The following is a 25,586-nucleotide window of genomic DNA, read 5'->3' as shown; positions in this document are numbered from 1 at the left end:
CATGGAGCGCTATTTAGTTTTAGAAGATGGGACAGTATTTGCCGGAAAAGCTTTTGGTTTTGAAGGGCAAACGACCGGAGAAGTTGTTTTTACAACGGGGATGACAGGTTACCAAGAAGCTGTGACCGATCAATCATTTGCCAACCAGATCTTAGTTTTCACCAATCCGTTAATCGGAAATTACGGGGTCAACCTGGATGATTACGAATCGCTCATGCCAAATTGTTGTGGGGTCGTTTGTCGTGAGGTGGCGCGCGTTTCTGACAGTTGGCGCAAGCAAGGGACCTTTGATGATTTCTTAAAGCAAATGCAGATCCCAGGTATCTGTCATATCGATACCCGGGCATTGACTAAGAAATTACGTGAACATGGAACGATGAAGGGATGTTTAGTCGATTCAGTCCACGATATGGCTCATACACTGGATCAGTTGCGGGCAACTGTGCTAAATGATCGGGTCGTGGAACAAGTTTCAACGACTAAACCTTATCCAAATCCAGGTGAAAAGCGCAATGTTGTTCTAGTTGATTATGGACTCAAGCACAGTATCTTACGCGAACTTTCTAAACGTGATTGCAATACGATCGTTCTACCATCAAGTGCAACGGCTCAAGATATCTTGAATTTAAAACCCGATGGCGTCATGTTATCTAACGGACCTGGGGATCCTAAAGACGTCTTACATGCGGTCGAAATGGTCAAAGAAGTCCAAAAACATCTGCCGCTCTTTGGGATCTGTTTGGGTCACCAGATCTTTGCTTTAGCTAACGGAGCTGATACGTACAAGATGAAATTTGGACACCGCGGTTTCAATCACCCGGTTCGTGAGATCGCAACGGGAAGGATCAATTTTACTTCACAAAACCATGGTTATGCAGTCGATCCTGCAACCGTCGATAAAGATGAATTGATCATTACCCACCGTGAGATCAACGATGGCACGGTCGAAGGGTTACGCCATAAGCGCTATAAAGCTTTTAGCGTGCAATTCCATCCCGATGCTGCACCAGGACCACATGATGCAGTCGATCTTTTTGATGACTTTATGCATATGATCGATCAACGAAAGGAAGAAGAAAATGCCTAAACGAACAGATATTAAAAAAATCATGGTTCTGGGATCAGGACCGATCATCATCGGCCAAGCTGCTGAATTTGACTATTCCGGAACTCAAGCTTGTATGGCGTTACGGGAAGAAGGCTATGAAGTAGTTTTGGTCAATTCCAATCCAGCAACTATCATGACCGACACTGATATTGCTAATCGGGTCTACTTAGAGCCATTAACGGTCGAATCAGTTTCACGCATCATGCGCCAAGAATATCCCGATGCCTTATTGCCAACATTAGGTGGTCAGATCGGGTTGAACTTAGCGATTGCCTTGCATGAAAGTGGGATCTTGGATGAACTCGGGATCGAACTTTTAGGTACCAAATTATCTGCGATCGACCAAGCCGAGGACCGCGAAAAATTCAAAGAGTTGATGTTACAGTTAAACGAACCGATCCCAGCTTCAAAGACGGTCAATACAGTAGCCGAAGCCTTAGAATTTGCTGAAATGATCGGCTATCCTGTGATCGTGCGGCCTGCTTTTACGATGGGGGGTACCGGTGGGGGCTTGTGTGATACCCCTGCTGAGTTAGAAGAGATCGCGGCTAATGGTTTGGATCTTTCACCTGCGACCCAATGTTTGATCGAAAAATCGATCATGGGTTATAAAGAGATCGAATTTGAAGTGATGCGCGATTCAGCTAACAATGCAATGGTAGTTTGTTCGATGGAAAACTTTGATCCAGTTGGGATCCATACGGGTGATTCGATCGTGGTCGCCCCAACGCAAACGTTGACCGACCGTGAATACCAAATGTTGCGGGATTGTTCCTTAAAGTTAATCCGTGCGCTCAAGATCGAAGGGGGCTGTAATGTTCAGTTAGCACTTGATCCTAACAGTTTCAAGTATAACGTGATCGAAGTAAATCCACGGGTCTCACGTTCTTCGGCTTTAGCTTCTAAAGCAACTGGGTATCCGATCGCTAAAATGGCAGCTAAGATCGCAGTTGGTCTAACATTAGATGAGATCAAAAATCCTGTTACCCAAACGACTTATGCGGAATTTGAACCTGCTTTAGACTATGTAGTTGCTAAGATCCCACGCTGGCCCTTTGATAAATTCGCACAGGCAGATCGGACCTTAGGAACGCAAATGAAAGCAACTGGGGAAGTTATGGCGATCGGTCGTAACCTAGAAGAAGCGTTGCAAAAAGCCGTTCGCTCACTTGAGATCGATGAAAAAGATCTTTTATCACCACGAGTGGCTAAAGCTTCAGATGAAGAATTGGAGAAGAAATTAGTTCATGCCCAAGATGACCGCCTCTTTTATTTGGCTGAGGCCTTTCGTCGCGGTTATACATTACAAGAAGTTCATGAATTTACTAAGATCAACCTCTATTATTTAGATATTGTAAAACATATCATCGAACTTGAAGCTGAATTAAAGGAGCATCCTAATGAGCTAGCTTGCTTAAAAGAGGCTAAGTATTATGGCTTTAGTGACTATACGATCGCTAAGCTCTGGGATACGACTACAGAAAAGATCTGTGCTTTAAGAAAAGAAAATCAGATCCTGCCTGTCTATAAGATGGTCGACACTTGTGCAGCTGAATTTGAATCACACACGCCATACTTTTACAGTTCATACGATCTTGAAAATGAAAGTCACCCTTCAGCTAAAGAATCGATCCTAGTTATCGGTTCGGGCCCGATCCGGATCGGACAAGGGGTTGAATTTGATTACGCTACGGTCCATAGTGTTAAAGCGATCCAAAAGCTAGGCTATGAAGCAATCGTGATGAATTCTAATCCTGAAACGGTCTCTACCGATTTTTCAGTCTCTGATAAATTATATTTTGAACCGCTTGATCTAGAAGATGTCTTGAACGTGATCGACCTTGAACAGCCTAAAGGTGTGATCGTGCAGTTTGGGGGCCAAACGGCGATCAATTTAGCGGCTGGTTTAGAAGCAAATGGCGTCAATGTTTTAGGGACTGCAGTTGCTGATCTTGACCGCGCTGAAGATCGTGAGTTATTTGATCAAGTTATCAAACAACTTGGCTTAAAACAACCTGTGGGTAAGACGGCAATGTCAGAAGCAGAAGTCCTAGCGTGCGCCCATGAGATCGGTTATCCCGTTTTAGTTCGTCCAAGTTACGTGCTTGGCGGGCGGGCAATGGAGATCGTTAATAACGATGAAGAATTGACCCAATACTTAGCTGAAAATGCATATTTAGCCAAAGAACATCCGATCTTGGTCGATGCGTACCTTGAAGGCTATGAATGTGAAGTCGATGCGATCTGTGACGGTAAGGATGTCTTGATCCCAGGTATCATGGAGCATATCGAACAAGCCGGGGTCCACTCAGGTGATTCCATGGCGGTATATCCAGCGCAAAGCTTTGATCAAAGTGTCAAAGATCAAATTGAAGATGCAACTAAGAAATTAGCTGTTGCTTTGAAGTGTATCGGGATCATGAATATCCAATTCATCGTGCATAAAGGTGAAGTTTATGTTCTTGAAGTAAATCCACGGGCTAGTCGGACGGTACCATTCTTGAGTAAGATCACTGATATCAAGATGACTCAAGTGGCTACTCAAGTCATCTTAGGCAAGACTTTGAAAGAACTCGGTTATGATTCGGGGATCTATCCTGAATCTGAAATGATTCATGTCAAAGCCCCAGTCTTCTCCTTTAATAAACTGGCCGATGTTGATAGTTTGTTAGGACCAGAAATGAAATCAACGGGTGAAGTCATGGGTAGTGATCATAGCTTTGAAAAAGCACTTTACAAAGCCTTTATTGGAGCTAACATGAAGTTGCCAGCTAACGGGAGCGTCCTATTTACGGTCAAAGACAAAGATAAACAACAAGCCTTAGCTTTAGCGAAACGTTTTGCCAAGATCGGCTATCGGATCTTTGCGACTGCGGGCACAGCCGAATTTTTAAATGAAAATGGTTTGCATACCATGACTGTTGCCAAGATCGGACAAGCTAAACCAGGGATCTTAGATGTTTTACAAAATAATGAAGTTGATATCGTGATCAACACGATGGATCATGACCAAGAAAAAGTGTCTGATGGTTTCGTGATCAGACAAACTGCGATCGAGCACAATATTGCTTTGTTGACATCATTTGATACTGTGGATGCTTTACTGAAAGCTTTAGAAAATCGTTCATTCTCGACGACAGCATTATAAAGGGAGGCCAATTATGTCAAGGTTAGCAGTCAATTTACCAGGTTTAGATCTAAAAAATCCTATCATGCCAGCAAGTGGAACTTTTGGCTTTGGGGATGTTGGTGCAGCGCAAAAGTTTAATTTGAATACTTTAGGGGCATTAGTTATCAAAACGACGACACCTGAGCCCCGTGATGGTAATCCTAATCCTAAGATCGCCGTACTGGACAATGGGGTCATCAATGCGGTCGGATTACAAAATCCGGGGATCGCAGCGGTCGTTAATGAGAAATTACCCGCATTGAAACAAGATTATCCCGACTTGCCGGTGTTAGGCAGTGTAGGTGGTTCAACGGTCGAAGATTATGTGGAGGTCGCTAAAAAACTCTCTTATTCTAATTTAGTGACCGCTTTAGAATTGAACATTTCTTGTCCGAATGTACATGAAGGTGGGATGGCCTTTGGGACTGATCCGCAGACCGCAGCTGAATTGACTAAACAAGTCAAAGCTGTTTCTAAGGTACCAGTCTATGTTAAACTTTCTCCCAATGTGACTGATGTAGTGGCGATCGCTAAGGCAGTTGAAGCGGCTGGAGCTGATGGTTTGACAATGATCAATACTTTGATGGGGATGAGTTTGAATTTAAAAACGCGTAAATCGGTCTTAGGCAATTTGACTGGTGGCTTTTCGGGACATTCGATCAAACCGATCGCGATCAGAATGATCTATCAAGTCTCTCATGCAGTAGAGATCCCGATCATTGGGGTCGGTGGGATCAAGAGCGCTAAAGATATCATCGAGATGTATTTAGCTGGAGCATCAGCTGTTCAAGTCGGAACGGCACACTTCTACGATCCTTTGATCTGCCCACATTTAGTTGCGGAATTACCAAAAGTAATGGATGAATTGGGGATCGAAAGTATTGAAAAGTTGATCCAAGAAGTACGGGAGGCTAGAGATAATGAAGCTTAAACGCCCGATCATTGCCCTTGATTTTAATGATGCCCAGCGTACCCTTGATTTTTTACAAAATTTTCCGCAAACTGAGAAGCTTTTTGTGAAGATCGGGATGGAACTGTATTACAGTGCTGGACAAGATCTAGTTAAAGCGGTCTTAGCACAAGGACACGATGTCTTTTTAGATCTAAAATGCCATGATATCCCGCATACGGTCGAACGAGCAATGTATGTTTTAGGTCAATTAGGTGTTAGTCTTACCACGACGCATGCTAATGGGGGCAGTGAAATGCTCAAGGCAGCTAAATACGGTCTAGTTGAAGGGGCACTAAAAGCTGGCAAAAAAGAGCCCAAATTATTAGCGATCACTCAATTGACCTCAACTGATGAACGAATGGTCAAAGAAGAACAATTGATCACGGTCGGACTTGATAAGAGCGTGGAAAATTATGCTAAATTGGCGCAAAATGCAGGTTTAGATGGTGTTGTTTGTTCTGGCTGGGAAGCTAATAAGCTAAGAGAAGTTACGGGTCCGGATTTCTTACGGGTCACGCCTGGGATCCGGCTAAAAACCGACAGTTTAGGCGATCAGAAACGGGTCATGACCCCAGATATGGCGGCGCAAAATGGCTCAAGTGCGATCGTTGTTGGCCGTCCGATCACGCAAGCCAAAGAACCCGTGAAGGCGTATCAAGAAATTTTTGAGCTTTGGAACCAGTAAGAAAGGATAAAGTAAATGAAAGAAATCGCAAAAGACTTACTCGAAATTCAAGCTGTAAAATTATCCCCCAATGAACCTTTTACTTGGGCAAGTGGGATCAAAAGTCCGATCTATTGTGATAACCGTTTGACGATCAGCTATCCTAAGATCAGAACAGCGATCGCTAAAGGAATTGCAGAATTGATCAGAGAAAATTATCCAGAAGTTGAGGTGATCGCAGGAACAGCTACGGCGGGGATCCCGCATGCTGCTTGGATCGCCGCTGAGTTAGACTTACCATTAGTCTATGTCCGTTCTAAGCCAAAAGATCACGGACGTAGCAAACAGATCGAAGGTGTTTTGCAACCTGGGGCTAAAACCGTCGTGATCGATGATCTCTTATCGACGGGGGGCAGTGTCTTGAAAGCTGTTCAAGCTGCGCAACATGAAGGAGCCGATGTTTTAGGCGTTGGAGCGATCTTTAGCTATCAATTACAAGCGATCGTTGATAATTTCAAACAAGCAGAGCTGAGTTATTTTACCCTGACTAATTACTCAGAATTATTGGAAGCAGCTGTTGAAGCTAACTATATTTCAACTGCAGAACGTGCAGTCTTAGAAAAATGGCGCCATGATCCTGAAAACTGGTCAGCTAAAGACTAAATGATAAAATGACCATCCAGATACGTTGGATGGTCATTTTAGATTTTTAACTCAGATATGAAAAGCTTTTGTTATACAAAATTTAGGAATATTGGTATAATATACAAGGTTTATTTTTATTAATATAAATACTAAGGCGGTGATTGTTGATGCCTGATGAACAACACAAATATAAACATCATAAGAAGAAAAAACGTTGGTGGAAGTGGGTCTTGATCGCATTGGGGCTCTTTTTACTAGTCGATGCAGTTATCGTAGGCAAACTCTATTTCGATGCCAAAAAAGCTGTCAATGTTACATATAAAGCTGTCAAACATGATGATAAGCGCACCGGCAGTGTCGATTTAGATAACGGACAGCCGTTTTCCGTCCTCTTATTAGGCAGTGATACTGGTGAGTATGGTCGGACTGAACAAGGACGTTCGGATACTATCATGGTAGCCGCTGTTACCCCTAAAAAGACTGAATTATTGAGTATTCCACGGGATACTTTAGTTACGATCGCTGGCCATCCAGGTAATAATAAGATCAATGCAGCTTATTCATATGATGGTGTTTCCGGGGCTTTGAATACGTTGCAAAGCTATTTAGATATTCCGATCGACCATTATATCGAGATCAATATGAAAGGGCTTGAACAGTTGTCAGAAGCGATCGGCCCGGTCAAAGTCGATAATGACTTAGAATTTACTAATTTGGATGTTCATTTTCCTAAGGGAGAAGTCACGATCGATTCCGATAATATCTTAGCTTATACTCGGATGCGTTATGAGGATCCACGGGGCGATTACGGACGTCAATTGCGTCAACGTCAAGTGTTGACGGCTTTAGTGGAAAAAGCAGCTTCGATCGATAGTCTAGCTAAATACCATAGCATTTTGAATGCTATTTCGGCTAGCATGAAAACTGACTTAACATTTGATGATATTAAAGATATCGTAACTAATTATAGTGGGGCTAAAAATATCGATCAGATCCAGCTCAAGGGTAATGGACAAATGATCGATGGCGTCTCATATGAAGTCGTACCAAAGGAAAATTTGGATAAAGTTCAAACTCAATTAAAGCAAACGTTAAAACTTAAATGATTAAAATTAAAGTTGAGAATTAATAAATTCTCAACTTTTTTTCATATACTTCCGTTGAAAATTAGAGTAAGTGATACTATACTGATACTGTGGTACAAATCATAGCAAGATAATTTTTTGTTTATTGTTTTGTGCTTGCGTATTTTAAAATGGTAGATCATGTGGAAGTTATCTACTAGTAGAACGGTAATTTATGGGTGGAAGCATAGATTATCGTTTTTTATTTTATTTTGTGTACTATATTCATTAATTTATCCAAATTTCTAGTAGTTATAGAATTTTTCACTTATAATAGAATTATTACCCTTAGAGAGTTCAAAAAGTTTTAACATTACTATCATAATATAGTATAATTATTTATATAAGGATAAGATATTTGGCATTTGAATTAATGAAGGATAATGCTACGGGAAAGGATATACTTATATGAAGACACAACAAGAAAACATCTTTTCATCAAAGACGTTGACCTATTTCTTGCAATTAGCTGAAACGATGAGCTATACCCAAGCAGCTCAGATCTTGGGGATCACCCAACCAGCTTTGACTCAACAGATAAAGAAATTAGAGCGAACGGTCGGAGCACCACTGTTTTATTCAGTTGGTAAAAAGTTGCACCTTTCTGATGCGGGCTACACCATGCTAGATGCAACTCACCAGATCTATGAAACATTAAATAAAGCAGCCGATGAGATCCAACAGTCGACAAGTGCGACTCAAGGGACGATCAACATTGGGATCTTAGCTTCGATCGAGGATCAAGTCTTCACAGATTTTGCAATCGAATATTACGAAAAAAATAATGGCATCAAACTCTCCACACATATGTTGACGCGTAAGGAGATTTGGGAGCGCTTAGAAAACAATACGATCGATCTAGCGGTAATGTATCTTCCAGATGAAAGTATCAAGAACTGGAAACCATACGAAACTAAAAAGATCATCACTGAAGACTTGATCTTCTTGCACAATAATGAACGCTTAGAAAAACGGAAACGGGTGCGGTTCAAGGATACGTTGAACAATAAATGGGTGACATATCCACCAAAATATTACTTAAATGATACGATCAGAGAAGCTTACAAGAATGCGATGGTCGATCATCCAAATAGCGTAGCGCATTTTGCTACACCTGAGCAACTTTTTGAGTTTGCTAAACGAACTGGTAGTTACACTGCACTACCAATGTCATTTGTGACGGCTAAAAACCATGGTGAGATGGGGATGGCATTGTTTGAACCAGAGATCAAGTTCGACTTGGCCTTCGTCTTTAGACGGGGTAAGGATCAGATCCCGCGCATCAATAGTTTTTTGAAAACTTTTGACGGCTATCTAGCTAAAAAAGATTACATTTCACGTCTCAAAGAAAGCTTATAAGTTACGGGCTCGCCACGATGCAACTGAGCATTGGGGTGAGCTTTTTTATTGTTATTTAAGTTTGGCTAGTTGTGTGGTAGAATTATTAAAGTTAGGAATACTTTAGATGGGAGATATTTTTGATGAAAGAATTAGTTTTTGGACATAAAAATCCAGATACAGATGCGATCGTAGCTGCTAAGGCTTACGCATTTTTACAAAACGCTTTAGGTAACGAAGTCGAAGCTGTTGCCTTGGGTACACCAAATGAAGAAACAAAATTTGTGTTAGAACATTTTGAAGAACCAGCTCCACGTGTGATCGAAAAGGCAGCACCAGAAGTTGAAGCTGTAATGTTGGTCGATCACAACGAAGAACAACAAAGTGTTGCTGATATCGCTAATGTGACAGTTACACACGTAGTTGATCACCACCGGATCGCTAACTTTGCAACAGCTGCACCTTTGTATTATCATGCTGAACCAGTTGGTTGTACAAGTACGATCATTTACGGCGAATTCGTGCAAAATAACGTTGAGATCCCAGCTAAATTGGCTGGTTTGATGCTATCGGCTATTATCTCTGATACTTTACTATTCAAATCACCAACAACTACGGCTAAAGATGAAGCTGCTGCAAAAGCTTTAGCTAAGATCGCTAATGTAGATTTTGAAGCATACGGTCTTGAAATGCTTAAAGCTGGTACCAACTTGGCAAGTAAGACCGAAGAAGAATTGATCACAGCCGATGCAAAATCATTTGACATGGGTGGTAAGACTGTTCGTGTCGATCAAGTAAACACTGTTGATCTTGACGAAGTTTTCGCACGTGAAGCTGCTTTACGTGAAGCTATCGAAAAACAATCAGCTGCTGAAGGTTATGACTTGTTCTTGTTGATGGTAACTAATATCTTGGATTCCAACACCCGTCTTTTAGTTGTGGGTGAACCTAAGGAAATGGTCGAAAAGGCCTTTGAAAAAGAATTGGTAGCTGACAAAGTTGATCTACCAGGCGTTGTTTCCCGTAAGAAACAGATCGTGCCACAATTAGAAGCGGCTTTTAACGCTTAAAAGTTGTTTTAGTTAAGTAAAAGTGCATGCGTTCAATTTAAGGACGTATGCACTTTTTATTTTTCAACAGGGGGTAAATAAGCTATTTTTTAAGGGAATTTACCTATTTTAAATAAGGACATCATTATAAATGCTTTTAATTACTGATAACTAAAGGTATAATAATTATAGATAATTAGTTAAGAGGTGCGCTTGATGAGTCAAGAAAAGAGAATTGAATTGATCAAACAATTATTAGAAGAAAGGCAGGAATTATCGACTAAAGATATCATGCAGGAATTTGGGATCTCGCAAGATACTGCGCGACGTGATATCGTGTTATTAGCAAAACGTGGTGAAGTTAGACGCACACATGGCGGGATCTTACCGTTAGATTTTGGACGTAGTGTGCCGAACTTTCAAAGCCGTTTAGCGCGTTTTACTAAACAAAAAACGCAGATCGCCTTAGCAGCTGCGACCCATTTTAAACCGCATCATGTTTATTTTGTCGATTCGTCAACGATCTTATTGAAGACTTGTCAAAATATTAATATGCCCCTAACGATCGTGACCCATTCTTTGGACAATTGCATGGCTTTAGCCGAGCATAATAAAGTACGGGTCAAGGTCTTGAGTGGGACTTTGAATCATGAGAATCGTTATTTCTATTCCAATTTAGCGATCGAAGAGTTACAAAATGTTGTATTCGATACAGCTTTTATCGCTGCATCTGGGATCGATGAAAATGGGGCTTACCTACTTGATCAAGATGATGCTCAGATCGTTGGAATGGCGGTCAAACGGGCTCGTAAGGTCATTTTGGTAGCTGAACATCAAAAGTTTATCAATAAATCCTACTATCGTATTTGTCCGTTGGATAAGATCTCATTATTTATCACTGACCAAGCACCAACACTCGAACAACGTGCGATGTTTGCTCCTGAGACTAAAATAATCGTGACCCAAGAAGACTAGCTAAAAGAAGCCTGCTAGCTTCTTTTTTAGCGATATAGTAAACTTTTTATTTATATAAAGTTGACAAAGGGGGTCTGAAACTCGTATGCTTATGATATTGGAAGTAGAGAGGATGACTGAATTTGAAAAATAAATTATATTACATATCTTTAGCTAGCATCATGCTCGCCTTGTTGATCGTTTGTTCACAGTTAACGATCCCTTTGCCTGTGATCCCGTTGACGCTTCAGACGTTGGCGGTCGGCTTGTTAGCCTCGATCTTACCGCTAAGATACAGTTTACAGACGATTTTAGTGTATCTATTGCTTGGCTTTATCGGTCTACCGATCTTTGCCAATTTTAAAGGGGGGCTAGGTGTCTTATTTAGCAATACTGGGGGCTATTTACTGGGTTTTTTAGTTTATGTCATAGTTGTTGGTTCCTTAGTCGCTAAAAAGCAAACGTTTGGCTGGTTATTAGTAGCTAACAGTTTTGGGGCCATAATGCAGTTATTATGTGGTTCTTTGTGGTTACTTGTGATCAGCGATATCAACTTGGAAAATGCTCTTTTATTGGGAACAGTTCCTTTTCTTCTTCCTGGAGCAGTTAAAGTCATTTTAGTATGTATATGCGCACAGATCTATTATCGTGAATTTGCCAAACGAAGTGCTAAGATATAAGCGCTATGCCAAAATGCAGTCATACGGGCTGCATTTTTTATTTATCGAAAATTCTTTGGTAATTTTAATCTATCTGCTATATAATAGAGTAAATTTAAAAAAGTGAGGTAATGTTTTATGCAAGCTAGATTTAACCATAAGATCGAAGCCATTGCTGTATCAGACATTCGACAATTCGATATGGAAGTCAGTCAGATCGAGGGGATCATTAAGTTAACATTAGGGGAACCGGATTTTAATACACCGGAGCACGTGAAACGAGCTGCGATCGCGGCGATCAATGCGGATCAATCACACTATACACCTAATTCGGGGATCATGGAGTTACGCCGTGCCGCAGCTAAGTACTACAAAGAAAAATATGATCTAGATTACACGCCAGAACAGGTCATTACGACTGTGGGGGCAACAGAAGCGATCGCCGCTAGTTTGCAAACGATTTTAAATCCAGGTGATACAGTCTTGATGCCGACACCGGTTTTTCCGATCTATGCTCCGATCAGCCAGTTGAATGGGGCTGATGTTTTACAAGTCGATACGAGCGCAGATGGTTTTATCTTAACGCCTGAAAAATTACGCGCTACTTTAGAAGAAAATAAAGATAAAAATATCAAAGCAGTTGTCTTAGTCTACCCAAGTAACCCAACTGGAGCAACCTATACAAAAGAACAATTAGCTGCTTTGGCTAAAGTGATCGCTGAATATGATATTTGGGCTTTGTGTGATGAAGTCTATGCTGAATTGACTTATGAAGGACAACATGTTTCCTTAGCCAGTTTCTTACCTGAAAATACGATCGTGATCGGCGGGCTTTCGAAATCACATGCGATGACCGGCTGGCGTTTGGGCTTTATTTTAGGGCCAAAGGATTTTAGTGAACAAGTTGTCAAAGCACATCAATATATGGTGACAGCACCAACGACAAATGTTCAATTTGCTGCTTTAGAAGCGTTGACCAAAGGAAAAGATGATGCTTTGAGCATGCGGAAGGAATATCAAGCTAGACGTGATTTTATGCGCCAAGCTTTAGAAGATGCTGGATTTGAAGTAGTCCAACCAGATGGTGCCTTCTATTTATTCGCTAAGATCCCCGCTAAATGTGGACATGACTCTTGGAAGTTTGTCCGCGAATTGGCCAAAGAAGCTAAAGTCGCTTTGATCCCGGGTGTTTCATTTGGTCAAGGTGGCGAAGGGTATGTGCGTTTGAGTTATGCTGCTTCGATGGATGACTTACACCAAGCAAGTGAACGCATTAAAAAATTTACTGATAATTATTAAGACTACTCCTCACTGCCAAAAAGTGTTAGAATATTTAATTGTGAATAATGCAGTAGAGATGAGGAATAGTGATGACGGAAAACAAGGCTTTAGCTCCGATCGGAGTATTTGATTCAGGTCTCGGCGGGATCAGTGTCTTACGTGAGATCTATAAGCTCATGCCAAATGAGCGCTATTATTTCTTTGGGGATTCGAAAAATGCCCCTTATGGTACCAAAAGTGTAGCCGAAGTCAAAGCTTTGAGTGAAGCAATCGTAGAGGACTTTATCCAGCAAAAGAAAGTCAAAGCGATCGTGATCGCTTGTAATACTGCGACAAGTGCTGCGGCCACGTATTTACGGCAAAAGTATCCCGAAATTCCGATCGTAGGACTGGAACCAGCTGTCAAACCAGCTGTTTTGCATCAAACGGATTCTAAAGTCTTAGTAATGGCGACTCCATTGACTTTAAAGGAAGAAAAATTCAATCACTTGATGGAACGCTTTTCAGACCAAGGTGAGATCATCAAGTTACCAGCCCCTAAGTTAGTTGAGTTTGTCGAAAAAGGTGAATTAAATTCATCAGAATTATATGCATATTTAGAAGATATATTAGAACCGTATAAAGAAAACGTTGATTCAGTTGTTTTGGGATGCACGCATTTTCCATTCGTTAAAAAGGCGATCCAAGATATTATTGGAAAAGATGTTGCTGTTTTTGACGGAGGAGCAGGTGCGGCTCGCGAATTGAAGCATTTATTGACGCAAAAGCAATTACTTTCACCTAACCAAACAGGCGGTGAGATAACTTTTGAAAATAGTAATGCCACCCCAGTTGAAATCGAGCTGAGCCAAAAACTGATGAACTTGACTGATTAATACAGTCACTTTGAGCTGAGAAGATCTCTCAGCTCTTTTCTTTGGAATTTTTTAGATAGTGAGGACAACAAATGACGAAACAAAAAAAACTCTGGACGCTGCTGACGATCCTGTCGACTTTTCTTTGGGGCGTGTCGGGCTTATTTGCTAAATTTATCTTCGAGCTCGAACCTAGATTGACCCCACTTTTATTGAGTCAGATCCGGATGCTCAGTGGGGGCTTAGTTTTATTAGCTTTAGCCAGTTATAAAAAGGAAGCTCCATTAGCGCTTTGGCAAAATAAGCAAAGTGCAAAAACTGCGATCGCTTACGGATTAGGTGGAATAATTCCAGTACAATTTTGTTATTTTATGGCGATCAAATTAGGTGATGCTTCGATCGCGACGATCTTGCAATTCGTTGGACCATTTTTCATTATTTTATATTTAGCGGTCTTTCAAAAACAACGACCACGCCGGATCGAACTGATCAGTGCGCTGGTAGCATTTTTAGGTGTAGCCTTGCTTGCAACGCATGGTGATCTGACGCAATTAGCGATCACGCCGGCCGTTTTGATCTGGGGATTGCTTTCAGCAGTTGGTGGAGCAGCTAATACTTTGATTCCCCGCAGTTTATTACAACATTATTCTTCAACGGCTGTGACCGGTTGGGGCTTATTGATCGCCGGGATCGGGTTGACCGTGATCCATCCAAAATTTGAGTCATTTCCTTTGACATTAGAATTAGTACTATTAGTTTTAGCTGTAGTTGTTTTAGGAACAATCATTCCGTTTCAGCTCTTTACCAATGCTTTGAAATACATCCGCCCAACTACAGCCAGTATGCTAGATGCCTTTGAGCCGATCGCAGCAACGATCGGTTCGATCATCTTTTTTGGGCTCCAACTCAGCGGAGCCGATCTGTTAGGCTCATTTTTGGTCATTATTGCTGTTTTAGCTTTAAATTGGCGCCCAAGAAAAAAGAAATTTACCAATAATGTCTAAGTAAGAGATACTCGCCGGAGATATTGGCGAGTATTTTTTAGCTATATTTTTAAAACGTTTCCATAAGTTATAGCTAAAACTTAGGAAAAATGATAGTATATTATTATGGAATCAGTTCGTATACTGAGATCTGCTATTTAGCTGGAGTGACCTGTTCGGAAAGTTAAAAATGTGCGGGGAGAGTTGCTCACGGTTCGTTAGATGCAGGCCTCAAGTTTAGGAAGGGAAAAACTATATTTCTTTCGCAAGTATAATTAATAAAGATTATGTTGTTTCACATTTTATATAGCTGGGAAAGTCAATGTTAGAAAAAATTCGGGTTAGGCGTCGTTCAAATGAAGTGATCAGTATTGGCGATATTGTCAATTATCGTAAAGCAACATTTGTTGTAATAAACATTTTAAGTATCAAAGTTGCTCCACGGTCTGCGGGTGAGTTTATCTATTATGACTGTTTATGTCAACAGCTCCAAACACCGGATCTGTCGGCGGAATACACGACGACCCAAGCCGAGATTATGTATCAACCGCACGAATTTCGTGAGGTCTCTGAAGTCGGGGAATTTATCTATGATGAAAGTACCGGGATCTGGGTCCAGATCGATGCCATTTTGAATGTACGTTTTGAAGGCAAAAATATGTATGTTAAATATGAATTTGCACCGGTAGTCGAGTGGTCAAATAAAGAGATGCAAACGGCAGTAGTCAAAGAACGGCGCAAATGTATGAAATTATTGAAACCAAAGACTAACAATTTGGTAAATGATTAAAAGATAGGGATGGTTTGATGGCTAAAATAGCGATAATTTCGGATATCCATGGTAATTTGACTGCATTGGAGGCGGTTATTTCCGATATCAAAGCTAAAGCAGTTGATGAGGTCTGGGTCTTAGGTGATATTTTGATGCCAGGACCTGGGGGAAAACAGATCTTGGAATTGCTGCAGTCATTACAGCCAACAGTGTCTATCCGGGGCAATTGGGATGATCTGTTATTACACGGGTTAGCTGGTAAGATCGAATTGACCAAACCTAGCCATGTATATTTTTCCAAATTAGCAATGGCTTGCGGTCAAGACCTAGGGCAAGCTGAATTAGATTTTTTAGCTACAAATCCCATCCAACAGACGCTAACACGTGGTCCCTTGACGATCAGTGTCTCACATAACTTGCCAGATCTAAATTACGGTCAAAAGCTATATCCTACGCGACCACAGGCAGACTTTGATGCCGTTTTAGAGGGGATCACAGCTGATCTAGCGGTCTATGCGCATGTTCACCACCAACTGATGCGGTATACGACCGCTGAACAGATCGTATTGAATCCCGGTTCGGTCGGCGAGCCTTTTTGTGATTGGAAAAAGTTCCAAGCTGATCTTAGAGCGCAGTATGCTTTGCTAGAGATCGATGAGTATGGACTTGGTGGGATATCTTTTTGTAAAGTTGCCTACGATTACCAAAAAGAATTGGAATTAGCTAAAAAAGCCCACATTCCATACCTTGAACTTTACGAAAAACTTTTGACAACAGGCAAAGTCTATACGCATGATCAAGAATTATTAGCCCAGTATAATGAAAAGTATGGTTATGAGCAAGAAGTGATCGCTTATCAAAATAAAATGCGATAAATAAAAAGTTACTTTAACTTTAGTGAAAAACAAACGATCCCCAGCTTATTTTAAGCTGGGGATCTAACAACTAACAGGAGGAAATTTTATGGATCTACAAACTAGTCAAGCTACACAATTAGCTGAAATTGATTATTTAGAACGCTTTATCGATTTTATCGATGCTTCACCAAATACGATCCGTACTTATAAAACCTCATTAAAACAATGGTTTAATTACACCGACCAACAACAGATCACAGAGCCGACTCCGCAAGATGTCAAAAACTATCGTGAAGCTTTACTAGCAATGGGATTACGGCCAACAACGGTCCAAAATTATCTAATGGCAGTCAAGCAATTTTTCAAATGGACCGAAGAAATGGGTTTTTACCGCGATATTGCTAAAAATGTCAAAGGTTTAAAGCTAGGGACGGAACATAAAAAAGATTATCTGACTTCCAAACAAGCTGCGTCAGTTTTAGAAAACATCGATCGGAGTACACTCAAAGGCAAACGCGATTATGCTATGTTGGCTTTGATGTTGACGATGGCTTTGCGGACGATCGAGGTCAGACGAGCTAACATCGAAGATATGCGTGTTAGTGGTGATGTTGTTGTTTTATATGTTCAAGGTAAAGGGCATATCGAAAAAGATGCTCCGATCCGAATGCCTGATCACGTTGAAAATGCGATCCGTGAGTACTTACGCGTCCGGAAAGAATTCAATAGTCAAGCACCGTTATTTGCTTCGACATCCAATAACAATTTAGGCAAACGCCTTTCGACGCGAAGTATTCGTGGGATCGTCAAGCAATGTTTTATTGCAGCCGGTTATAATAGTCCACGTTTGACGGCCCATAGCACACGCCATACCAGTGCCACCCTCAACTTATTGAATGGCGCGACTTTGGAGGAAACCCAACAACTTTTGCGGCATACTAACATTCAGACAACTGAGATCTATGCCCATCATTTGAACAGTTTAAATAACAAGAGTAGTGATCGGATCAGTGATGCGATCTTCAAGTAGACGTTGGCTTAGGCCAGCGTTTTTTTATAGCAATACATTGAAAGTACACCCCTGGGCATATTTTAAATTACAATTAGATATTTTTAATTATAAATATATTATTTATTTCATTAGTATTATGCTATAGTATCTGTGAAATAAACTGTAAATATCGCCTATCAAATTATTAGATATTAATTTTTATAGCATCTATATATCAGATTACATATAAATAATTTATAATTCTTATAATTAAAATAATTACAAAGTGTGCAGTTAGGGGAACACTGTTATGAGGAAAATATTTACAGTTTGCGTGTAAGTAGAATGACTTAGTTGGTTTTCAAAGGTTATTAATGGGGGATAAAAGTTATGAATTTAACGAGAGTGACCAATGCTAAATTGATCGTTATTTTGCGAAAAAAGAAACACGTACGTTATTTGCTTTGTACTAAGTTAGTCAATCGTATTGGAAGTGCGCTATATAACTTGGCTTTATTGACCTTAGCTTCTAAATAAACATATAGTACTTTAGCGATTACACTTGTTAAATTATTGGAGAACTTACCTGGCTTTTTCGACCCGGTACTAGCATATTTGACCGATCGTGAAACAAGAAGACTAAAAAAAGCTACTTTACTTAATTGGATCCAAGTTGGGATCTATTTTGTGATCGCTTTTTTGATGTTGCAATATCAAATGCCTCTAGCTTTATTTATTGTGATTCTTTTAGCCAACGTGGTATCTGATAGCATCGATGGATACATCAGTAATATGTTTATTCCGTTTTCAAAGACTTGGATCGATCACAGCGAGCGTCGTGTGATCTCTGCTTTGGACATTGTTTTATTTAGTTTAAGCATAGTTCTCGGTCAACTTTTAGGGGCTGCGTGGCTAACTTTATATCCTGATCAGTTTTTTTGTCTTTCATTGTTGAATGCCTTGACTTTTGCGCTGGGGTTGTTTTTTCTTCGAAAGATCAAGTTCGATGATACGGTCAAAACTCTAACCGCAGAAGCGCGTTTCTCGATCAAAGACTTTTTTCAAAAAATGAAACTCGCATATGGGCATATGCGAGAAAGACATCTGCTACAAATGATCTGGTTATTAGCAATTGGCAAAGCAACTTATGCGAGTTTTCTGTTATTGCTGAATGTAGCAATGGTCTCGACTAGTAATTTGCGTTTTGGCAGTTACGCGCAAACTTTGGCTATCTGGCAGTCCATTTCATTTGTAGGGTTGATCTTAGGGGCGTTTTTACGGATCAGTTGGTTAGAAAAATAAATTATGAGCAATTTATCATGCTGAGCAACATGACTATTATTCTATCTGTACTCAGTTGCTTTCTGGGACTCTCGTTGATCAATATTATGATTTTAAAATTGATCGGTACGCTTCTCAGTGGTTATATGGCACCTAAGTATTATACCGATCTCATTCAATAGATCGACGAAGAACAGTTAACGCGGGTAGAAAGCCTCAATAATTTTATTTTGTTGCTCGCTGATCCAGTTGGTATTTTACAAGCGACGATCTGCTTACAACTTTTTGGCTTAAGGCTAAGCTGGTTGATCGAACTGGGGATGCTAGTGAGCTTTATGATAGGTGGGGAAATCGCGATATATCGCTCCAAAAAATAAATAAAAGGGGAAAAATTATGAACTTAAAGGAATTATCAAATACTAAGTTATTAGTCGTTTTAAAAGAAAAGAAACATTTACGCAATATGATCTGTGCTAACACCGTCAATCGCATCGGTAGTGCACTTTATAATGTAGCTATGTTGACCTTAGCTTCTAAACAAACATACAGTACCTTGGCGATCTCACTGGTCAACGTGTTAGGTGGAATTCCGGGTTGGATCGATCCGATCTTGGCCTATATGACTGACCGTGAGACCAAACGTCTCAAGAAAGCTGCTATTTTAAATGTCATCCAAGTTTTGATATATATCGTTCTTGCCATTGTAATGCTCAAATACAAAATGCTGCTCGCGGTATTTGTTTTTATCATCTTGGCTAATGTTGTGTCCGACAATCTTGATAGTTATATCAATAATATGTTCATCCCTTTTTCCAGGACTTGGATCGCCCCAGATGAACGCCGGGTCGTGACTTCACTTGAGATCGTCTTATTTGGGCTAAGTTTAGTCTTTGGTCAGTTACTAGGAGCGAGTTGGTTAGTTTGGTTTCCTGATGATTTCTTTGGACTTGCGTTATTTAACGCTGTAACATTTGCTTTAAGTCTTTATTTCTTAAAAAAGATCAAATTCGATGATACGGTCAAAAGTGTCATGCCGACAAATCAGCATTTCTCAGTATCTGATTTTTTAAAGAAGATGAAAGCCGCCTATGACTATATGCATAAACAACATGCCCTTCAAACAATGTGGGTCATGACATCCCTTAAATTAGTTTATGTTAGCTACTATTTGATATTGACAGTTGCGATGGTTGTAGATGCAAATTTACGTTTTGGTAATTTTGCACAAACTCTAGTCGTACTATAGGCTGTTATGACCCTAGGTTTATTTGTCGGTTCCTTTTTAAGATTTAATTGGCTTGAAAAATTAAGTTATGAACAATTAATGATGATGCAATTTTTATGCCTTATCTTGGCTACACTCAATTGTTTTTATCGGGGACCGTTATTGATCGTCTTGGTCATTATGTTAGCCACAACTATTATCAGTGGATACCTTTCACCTAAGTTCACGACAGATCTGGTTCAAAAAATCGGCGAAGAATATTTGACCCGAGTTGAAAGTCTGTTGGGATTTGTTTTAATGTTAGCCAATACAAGTGGCTCACTACTTGCCACTGCAATGTTGCAGCTCTTTAGTTTAAAAAATTCATGGTTACTCGAATTGGGGATGATGGTGAGCTTTATGGTAGTTGGGGAAATTATGATCTATAAAAATAAACATTAACAATAGCTAGTGTGATCGGTATCAATTACTGATCGCACTATTTTTATGCCTTAAAATCCAACTTCCGCAAATTAACATTAGCGGAAGTTGGAAGTTTTTTAGCCAAAATCATCCCCATTTTACCGATATTTGTGTATAATATAGAATGTATGTTCGACAAATAATATCGTTTGATATTTTGCACTAAGATTGATAATCTATTAAGTAGAACATGAACGCTGCGTTTAAATGCGTTTCTCAGCGTTATATAAAGGAGTGAATTTAATGGCACGAACCGAGACGATCGAACTCACCAATATGTGTTTATTGCGCAACGGTGAACAAGTGCTAGTTGAAAACCGCCGTAAAAAGGAATGGCCAGGGATCACTTTTCCAGGCGGACATGTTGAAGCGGGTGAATCATTTCACCAAGCAATGATCCGGGAATTTTTTGAAGAAACAGGCTTGACCTTGTTAGACCCTAAACTTTGTGGGATCAAACAATTTTTTGTCAACGAGACCCGCTACATAGTTTTGCTTTATCGCGCAACTAAATTTTCAGGTGAACTTAAATCATCAAGTGAAGGCGAGATCTTCTGGTTGCCTGAACGTGATCTACTAAAGCAAGACCTAGCAAAGACTTTTGATGAAATGTACAAAGTTTTTGCTGATGACACTTTATCCGAGATCTACCAAGTTCAAGATAATATTAATTTATATTGATAGTTATCCATTTGATACGGTAAGATAGATAACGTGACTTTTAAATTTGATAAAGGAAATGAATGTATGAGTAAAGCAAAATACGGTGATGACTCCATCCAAGTCTTAAAGGGCTTAGAAGCAGTTAGAAAACGACCAGGGATGTATATTGGTTCCACTGATGGTCGTGGATTGCATCACTTAGTTTATGAAATTGTCGATAATGCAGTTGACGAAGCTTTATCTGGTTATGGTAAAGAGATCGACGTCACGATCCATCCCGATGATTCGATCACAGTCGTTGATTATGGTCGTGGGATGCCAGTTGGGATGCATGCGATGGGGATCCCAACGGTCGAAGTTATTTTCACAGTGTTGCATGCCGGGGGTAAATTTGGTCAAGGTGACTATAAAACTTCTGGTGGGCTTCACGGTGTGGGGGCTTCGGTCGTAAACGCACTCTCTTCTAGTTTGACGGTCAATACAGTGCGTGATGGTATTGAGTACGAAGAAGATTTTAAAGATGGTGGTCAACCAGTCGGGACCCTCAGAAAATTAGGCAAAACAACGAAAAATAGTGGGACCACAGTCACTTTTAAGCCTGATCCTGAGATCTTTTCGACGACCAAATTCAACTATGATACTTTAGCAGAACGTCTTCGTGAATCAGCCTTCTTATTAAAAGGTGTCAAGATCGTTTTGACTGATGAACGAGCAGATACGCAAGATGTTTTCTTATTTGAAGAAGGGATCAAAGAGTTTGTTTCCTATTTAAATGAAGATAAAGATACATTAGGCGATGTGATGTATTTTGAAGGACAAAAAGATGGTGTTGAAGTTGAAGTGGCTGGTCAATACAATGACGGTTACTCAGAAAATATCATGTCATTTGTCAATAACGTCCGCACCAAAGATGGTGGTACACACGAAGCCGGGATGAAAGCCGCTTGGACAAAAGCATTCAATGAATACGCTCGTAAAGTTGGTCTTTTAAAGGATAAAGATAAAAATCTTGAAGGTAGTGACGTGCGTGAAGGGCTCTCGGCCATCGTTTCTGTGCGCATCCCGGAAGAATTATTACAATTTGAAGGCCAAACAAAGGGTAAGCTGGGAACCCCTGAAGCCCGGACGATCGTTGATAATATCGTCAATGAGCAATTAAACTACTATTTGATGGAAAATGGAGATTTTGCTAAAGATCTGGTCAAAAAATCCATCAAAGCTAGAGAGGCCCGGGAAGCTGCTCGGAAAGCGCGTGATGAAAGTCGCAATGGCAAAAAACGGCATAAAAAAGATCGTTTGCTCTCAGGTAAATTGACACCAGCGCAATCACGGAATGCTAAACGCAATGAATTGTTCCTTGTCGAAGGTGATTCAGCTGGTGGCTCGGCTAAACAAGGACGCGACCGTAAATTCCAAGCTATCCTACCGTTACGGGGGAAAGTTTTGAATACCCAAAAGGCTAAGTTACAAGATATCTTGAAAAATGAAGAAATCAATACGATGATCTATACGATCGGGGCTGGTGTCGGGGCTGAATTTGAGCTTGAAGATGCCAACTATGACAAGATCATCATCATGACCGATGCTGATACTGACGGTGCACATATCCAAACGCTATTGTTGACTTTCTTCTATAAATACATGCGCCCAATGATCAATGCCGGGCGAGTATATATCGCTTTACCTCCATTATATAAGCTCCAAAAAAGTGTTAACAAAAAACTTCAAGTACGTTACGCGTGGACTGACGAGGAATTGGAAAAACAAGCTAAAGCGATCGGTAAGGGTTATACCTTACAACGTTTCAAAGGTCTTGGTGAAATGAACGCTGATCAACTTTGGGAAACAACCATGAATCCCGAAACAAGAACTTTGGTCAGAGTTAAGATCGAGGATGATGCCTTAGCTGAAAAGCGGGTCACGACCTTGATGGGTGATAAAGTCGAACCACGTCGCAAATGGATCGAGAAAAATGTCCAGTTCACCCTGGAAGAAGATGGAAGCTTATTAGATACGACTTTAGCTAATAAAGCCCATGAAACAGAAGATAAAGCATAGTTAGGAGCAATTCATAAATGTCTGAACAAAATATCCAAGAACTATCCTTGGAAGCCGTTATGGGTGAACGTTTTGGACGTTACTCTAAATACATCATCCAAGAACGCGCCTTACCTGATATTCGGGATGGTTTAAAACCCGTGCAACGTCGGATCTTATTTGCAATGCACGAAGATAAAAATACTTTCGATAAGCCATTTAGAAAATCGGCTAAATCTGTAGGGAACGTAATGGGTAATTTCCATCCCCACGGCGATAGTTCGATCTACGAAGCGATGGTCCGTTTGAGTCAAGATTGGAAGTTACGTGAACCGTTGATTGAAATGCACGGTAACAACGGTTCAATGGATGGCGATCCGCCTGCTGCAATGCGTTATACTGAGGCACGTCTATCCGAGATCGCTGCTGAAATGCTTAAAGATATCGATAAAAAGACAGTTGATATGGTCCTAAACTTCGATGATACGGAATACGAACCAACTGTTTTACCGGCCCGTTTCCCTAACTTATTGGTAAACGGTGCTACGGGTATCTCAGCGGGATATGCGACTGAGATACCGACTCATAACTTAGACGAAACGATCCAAGCAACGATTTACTTGATGAAACATCCCGAAGCGAGCTTAGAAGAGTTGATGCAATTTATCAAAGGACCAGATTTTCCAACTGGTGGGATCTTACAAGGATTAGATGGGATCAAGAAAGCCTATGAAACTGGGCGTGGCCGGGCGATGTTACGCGCTAAGACCGAGATCGAAGCCCTCCGTGGGGGGAAATCTGCGATCGTAGTCACTGAGATCCCTTATGAAGTCAACAAAGCCGTTTTAGTCAAAAAAATAGATGAGATCCGTTTACTCAAAAAAGTTGAAGGGATCGCCGAAGTTCGGGATGAAAGTGACCGCGACGGGTTACGGATCGTGATCGAGCTGAAGAAAAATTCCAATGCTGAAGGGATCTTGAATTATCTCTTCAAAAATACTGATCTTCAGATCTCATATAACTTCAACATGGTCGCGATCGATCATATGCGTCCTAAACATGTTGGCTTAAAACAGATCTTGACTTCATATTTAGAACATCAACGAACAGTTACGACTAAACGGACTGAATTTGATCTAGATAAAGCCAAGCAAAGAGAGCATATCGTTGTTGGTCTGATCAAAGCTTTATCGATCTTAGATCAAGTCATTAAGGTCATCCGCGCTTCTAAAAACCGTAAAGATGCTACTAAGAATTTAGTACAACAGTTTGATTTCACTGATAAACAAGCCGATGCGATCGTTGCCTTACAATTGTATCGTTTAACGAATACTGACATGACTGAACTTGAAAAAGAAGCGGCTGCGCTGAAAAAAGCGATCGCTAAATACGAAAAGATCTTGAGTGATCCTAAGGAATTAGATAAGGTCATTCGCCAAGAATTACAAATGATCGCTAAAAAGTACGCATCCCCGCGTAAAACTGAGATCCAAGCTAAGATCGCCTCACTTAAGATCGAAACTGAAGTCTTAGTTGCCCAAGAAGATGTGATCGTTCAGATCTCGCGGGAAGGTTATGTCAAGCGCTCCTCATTGCGTTCTTTCAACGCATCGGATGCTAATGATAATGGCTTACGCGAAGATGACGAACCAGTCCTACAAACGACTGTCAATACGTTAGATCATCTCTTTATCTTTACCAATAAGGGAAATGTGATCTATCGTCCAGTTCACGAGATCACTGAAGCCCGCTTTAAAGATACGGGCGAACATCTCTCGCAAACTGTAGGTCTAGATGCAGATGAACGGGTCATTTTTGCTAAAGTTTTCAAGAGTTTAGACGAACCCGGAAACTTTGTCTTTGCAACTAAAGAAGGCTTTATCAAGCAGACTGCACTTGTTGATCTAAAACCTGGACGGACGTATAAATCACGGGCTAGTCGTTATATCACACTCAAAACGCCGACCGATGAAGTTATTTCGTTGTATTACACCACTGAAAATAAACAATTAGTCTGTGTATCTTATAACGGTTACGGTCTACGTTATGATCTAGCTGAAGTCCCAACGACTGGGGCACGCGCAGCGGGGGTCAAATGTATGGATCTACGGGATGATACTTTGGTGGCTGTCTTATTGGCCGATGAGCAAAGTGCGCTTGGACTATTGACGACACGCGGATCATTTAAAAAGATGAAAGTCACTGAGATCCCACTGACATCACGAGCGCGCCGCGGAGTCCAGATCTTACGAGAACTAAAGAGCAAACCCCATCGCGTGTTCACTGCGTTTTTGATCGCACCTGACCAACGTTTAGAAGTCATGACTGCGACTGAAAAAGTGATCATCGTGGAACCAAATGCTCATAACTTTAATGAACGCTATTCCAATGGTTCTTACGTGTTTGATGCTAAGACCGAGGGTGAGCCACAAAATATCAGACTCTATACAATAGAAGAGACTGAAACTGAATGATCAAAAAGAGTATGTTATCCAAAGTGATAGCATACTCTTTTTGA

The 25,586-nt window shown here is 40.6% G+C and carries 23 protein-coding genes; all 23 read left to right on the top strand.

Going from position 1 to position 25,586, the window contains the following annotated elements; all coding sequences use genetic code 11:
• The first annotated feature begins 1 nt into the window (after nt 1).
• Entirely contained in the window at nt 2–1,087 is a 1,086-nt protein-coding gene (locus GSR62_RS04865; RefSeq protein WP_010689073.1) for a carbamoyl phosphate synthase small subunit, read from the top strand.
• The gene (gene carB / locus GSR62_RS04860) at nt 1,080–4,256 is read left to right on the top strand and encodes a carbamoyl-phosphate synthase large subunit (protein ID WP_066023927.1); all 3,177 of its coding nucleotides are present in this window, start codon (nt 1,080–1,082) and stop codon (nt 4,254–4,256) included. The genes GSR62_RS04865 and carB overlap by 8 nt, the downstream gene beginning before the upstream one ends.
• Nucleotides 4,257–4,269: 13 nt before the next feature.
• Nucleotides 4,270–5,208, top strand: coding sequence for a dihydroorotate dehydrogenase (locus GSR62_RS04855; protein WP_035448277.1), 939 nt, complete (start codon nt 4,270–4,272; stop codon nt 5,206–5,208).
• A complete protein-coding gene (gene pyrF, locus GSR62_RS04850; RefSeq protein ID WP_066023926.1) occupies nt 5,198–5,914 on the top strand; it encodes an orotidine-5'-phosphate decarboxylase in 717 nt (238 codons plus the stop codon). Before GSR62_RS04855 ends, pyrF begins: the two co-directional genes overlap by 11 nt.
• Nucleotides 5,915–5,929: 15 nt before the next feature.
• Complete coding sequence (pyrE, locus tag GSR62_RS04845) at nt 5,930–6,556, top strand: orotate phosphoribosyltransferase (RefSeq protein WP_010689068.1); 627 nt, start codon at nt 5,930–5,932, stop codon at nt 6,554–6,556.
• A gap of 149 nt (nt 6,557–6,705) precedes the next feature.
• Complete coding sequence (locus GSR62_RS04840; RefSeq protein WP_066023925.1) at nt 6,706–7,644, top strand: LCP family glycopolymer transferase; 939 nt, start codon at nt 6,706–6,708, stop codon at nt 7,642–7,644.
• A 426-nt stretch (nt 7,645–8,070) separates the two neighbouring features.
• Nucleotides 8,071–9,021 carry a LysR family transcriptional regulator gene (locus tag GSR62_RS04835; RefSeq protein ID WP_066023924.1) on the top strand — a complete coding sequence of 317 codons (951 nt, stop codon included), beginning with the start codon at nt 8,071–8,073 and terminating at the stop codon, nt 9,019–9,021.
• 122 nt (nt 9,022–9,143) lie between these two features.
• The gene (locus GSR62_RS04830; protein WP_066023923.1) at nt 9,144–10,070 is read left to right on the top strand and encodes a manganese-dependent inorganic pyrophosphatase; all 927 of its coding nucleotides are present in this window, start codon (nt 9,144–9,146) and stop codon (nt 10,068–10,070) included.
• Nucleotides 10,071–10,265: 195 nt separating this feature from the next.
• The gene (locus GSR62_RS04825; RefSeq protein WP_066023922.1) at nt 10,266–11,024 is read left to right on the top strand and encodes a DeoR/GlpR family DNA-binding transcription regulator; all 759 of its coding nucleotides are present in this window, start codon (nt 10,266–10,268) and stop codon (nt 11,022–11,024) included.
• A gap of 122 nt (nt 11,025–11,146) precedes the next feature.
• The gene (locus GSR62_RS04820) at nt 11,147–11,683 is read left to right on the top strand and encodes a biotin transporter BioY (protein ID WP_010689063.1); all 537 of its coding nucleotides are present in this window, start codon (nt 11,147–11,149) and stop codon (nt 11,681–11,683) included.
• Nucleotides 11,684–11,800: 117 nt separating this feature from the next.
• Complete coding sequence (locus tag GSR62_RS04815; protein ID WP_035448289.1) at nt 11,801–12,961, top strand: pyridoxal phosphate-dependent aminotransferase; 1,161 nt, start codon at nt 11,801–11,803, stop codon at nt 12,959–12,961.
• A gap of 71 nt (nt 12,962–13,032) precedes the next feature.
• A complete protein-coding gene (gene murI / locus GSR62_RS04810; protein ID WP_066023921.1) occupies nt 13,033–13,818 on the top strand; it encodes a glutamate racemase in 786 nt (261 codons plus the stop codon).
• 71 nt (nt 13,819–13,889) lie between these two features.
• Nucleotides 13,890–14,801 (top strand): DMT family transporter, encoded by a 912-nt coding sequence (locus GSR62_RS04805; protein ID WP_010689060.1) that lies wholly within the window; start codon nt 13,890–13,892, stop codon nt 14,799–14,801.
• Nucleotides 14,802–15,102: 301 nt separating this feature from the next.
• On the top strand, nt 15,103–15,570 hold the full coding sequence (locus GSR62_RS04800) for a hypothetical protein (RefSeq protein WP_010689059.1): 468 nt from the start codon (nt 15,103–15,105) through the stop codon (nt 15,568–15,570).
• Nucleotides 15,571–15,587: 17 nt separating this feature from the next.
• Nucleotides 15,588–16,427, top strand: coding sequence for a metallophosphoesterase family protein (locus GSR62_RS04795; RefSeq protein WP_066023920.1), 840 nt, complete (start codon nt 15,588–15,590; stop codon nt 16,425–16,427).
• An 88-nt stretch (nt 16,428–16,515) separates the two neighbouring features.
• Nucleotides 16,516–17,439 (top strand): tyrosine-type recombinase/integrase, encoded by a 924-nt coding sequence (locus GSR62_RS04790; RefSeq protein ID WP_035448295.1) that lies wholly within the window; start codon nt 16,516–16,518, stop codon nt 17,437–17,439.
• A 351-nt stretch (nt 17,440–17,790) separates the two neighbouring features.
• Nucleotides 17,791–17,937 carry a hypothetical protein gene (locus GSR62_RS04785; protein ID WP_010689056.1) on the top strand — a complete coding sequence of 49 codons (147 nt, stop codon included), beginning with the start codon at nt 17,791–17,793 and terminating at the stop codon, nt 17,935–17,937.
• Nucleotides 17,938–17,973: 36 nt separating this feature from the next.
• Nucleotides 17,974–18,702 (top strand): hypothetical protein, encoded by a 729-nt coding sequence (locus tag GSR62_RS04780; protein WP_225362233.1) that lies wholly within the window; start codon nt 17,974–17,976, stop codon nt 18,700–18,702.
• 373 nt (nt 18,703–19,075) lie between these two features.
• Nucleotides 19,076–19,927, top strand: coding sequence for an MFS transporter (locus GSR62_RS04775; protein WP_225362232.1), 852 nt, complete (start codon nt 19,076–19,078; stop codon nt 19,925–19,927).
• A gap of 6 nt (nt 19,928–19,933) precedes the next feature.
• Nucleotides 19,934–20,347, top strand: a complete 414-nt coding sequence (locus GSR62_RS09515) for a hypothetical protein (protein WP_225362231.1) — start codon at nt 19,934–19,936, stop codon at nt 20,345–20,347.
• A gap of 264 nt (nt 20,348–20,611) precedes the next feature.
• Complete coding sequence (locus GSR62_RS04770) at nt 20,612–21,049, top strand: 8-oxo-dGTP diphosphatase (protein ID WP_010689053.1); 438 nt, start codon at nt 20,612–20,614, stop codon at nt 21,047–21,049.
• A 66-nt stretch (nt 21,050–21,115) separates the two neighbouring features.
• A complete protein-coding gene (gene parE / locus GSR62_RS04765; RefSeq protein WP_066023919.1) occupies nt 21,116–23,089 on the top strand; it encodes a DNA topoisomerase IV subunit B in 1,974 nt (657 codons plus the stop codon).
• 17 nt (nt 23,090–23,106) lie between these two features.
• Complete coding sequence (parC, locus tag GSR62_RS04760; protein ID WP_066023918.1) at nt 23,107–25,542, top strand: DNA topoisomerase IV subunit A; 2,436 nt, start codon at nt 23,107–23,109, stop codon at nt 25,540–25,542.
• Nucleotides 25,543–25,586: the final 44 nt, after the last annotated feature.

It is taken from the genome of Ligilactobacillus animalis (assembly GCF_009933595.1).
In the GTDB taxonomy this organism is placed as follows: Bacteria; Bacillota; Bacilli; order Lactobacillales; family Lactobacillaceae; genus Ligilactobacillus; species Ligilactobacillus animalis.
The sequence above is the reverse complement of the archived record's forward strand: the minus strand, read 5'-3'. Positions and strand labels throughout refer to the sequence as shown.

Excerpts from the sequence above, each read along its gene's own strand:
- GSR62_RS04865 (WP_010689073.1), top strand. The coding sequence starts at position 2 with ATGGAGCGCTATTTAGTTTTAGAAGATGGGACAGTATTTGCCGGAAAA.
- carB (WP_066023927.1), top strand. The coding sequence starts at position 1,080 with ATGCCTAAACGAACAGATATTAAAAAAATCATGGTTCTGGGATCAGGA.
- GSR62_RS04855 (WP_035448277.1), top strand. The coding sequence starts at position 4,270 with ATGTCAAGGTTAGCAGTCAATTTACCAGGTTTAGATCTAAAAAATCCT.
- pyrF (WP_066023926.1), top strand. The coding sequence starts at position 5,198 with ATGAAGCTTAAACGCCCGATCATTGCCCTTGATTTTAATGATGCCCAG.
- pyrE (WP_010689068.1), top strand. The coding sequence starts at position 5,930 with ATGAAAGAAATCGCAAAAGACTTACTCGAAATTCAAGCTGTAAAATTA.
- GSR62_RS04840 (WP_066023925.1), top strand. The coding sequence starts at position 6,706 with ATGCCTGATGAACAACACAAATATAAACATCATAAGAAGAAAAAACGT.
- GSR62_RS04835 (WP_066023924.1), top strand. The coding sequence starts at position 8,071 with ATGAAGACACAACAAGAAAACATCTTTTCATCAAAGACGTTGACCTAT.
- GSR62_RS04830 (WP_066023923.1), top strand. The coding sequence starts at position 9,144 with ATGAAAGAATTAGTTTTTGGACATAAAAATCCAGATACAGATGCGATC.
- GSR62_RS04825 (WP_066023922.1), top strand. The coding sequence starts at position 10,266 with ATGAGTCAAGAAAAGAGAATTGAATTGATCAAACAATTATTAGAAGAA.
- GSR62_RS04815 (WP_035448289.1), top strand. The coding sequence starts at position 11,801 with ATGCAAGCTAGATTTAACCATAAGATCGAAGCCATTGCTGTATCAGAC.
- murI (WP_066023921.1), top strand. The coding sequence starts at position 13,033 with ATGACGGAAAACAAGGCTTTAGCTCCGATCGGAGTATTTGATTCAGGT.
- GSR62_RS04805 (WP_010689060.1), top strand. The coding sequence starts at position 13,890 with ATGACGAAACAAAAAAAACTCTGGACGCTGCTGACGATCCTGTCGACT.
- GSR62_RS04800 (WP_010689059.1), top strand. The coding sequence starts at position 15,103 with ATGTTAGAAAAAATTCGGGTTAGGCGTCGTTCAAATGAAGTGATCAGT.
- GSR62_RS04795 (WP_066023920.1), top strand. The coding sequence starts at position 15,588 with ATGGCTAAAATAGCGATAATTTCGGATATCCATGGTAATTTGACTGCA.
- GSR62_RS04790 (WP_035448295.1), top strand. The coding sequence starts at position 16,516 with ATGGATCTACAAACTAGTCAAGCTACACAATTAGCTGAAATTGATTAT.
- GSR62_RS04785 (WP_010689056.1), top strand. The coding sequence starts at position 17,791 with ATGAATTTAACGAGAGTGACCAATGCTAAATTGATCGTTATTTTGCGA.
- GSR62_RS04775 (WP_225362232.1), top strand. The coding sequence starts at position 19,076 with ATGAACTTAAAGGAATTATCAAATACTAAGTTATTAGTCGTTTTAAAA.
- GSR62_RS09515 (WP_225362231.1), top strand. The coding sequence starts at position 19,934 with ATGACCCTAGGTTTATTTGTCGGTTCCTTTTTAAGATTTAATTGGCTT.
- GSR62_RS04770 (WP_010689053.1), top strand. The coding sequence starts at position 20,612 with ATGGCACGAACCGAGACGATCGAACTCACCAATATGTGTTTATTGCGC.
- parE (WP_066023919.1), top strand. The coding sequence starts at position 21,116 with ATGAGTAAAGCAAAATACGGTGATGACTCCATCCAAGTCTTAAAGGGC.
- parC (WP_066023918.1), top strand. The coding sequence starts at position 23,107 with ATGTCTGAACAAAATATCCAAGAACTATCCTTGGAAGCCGTTATGGGT.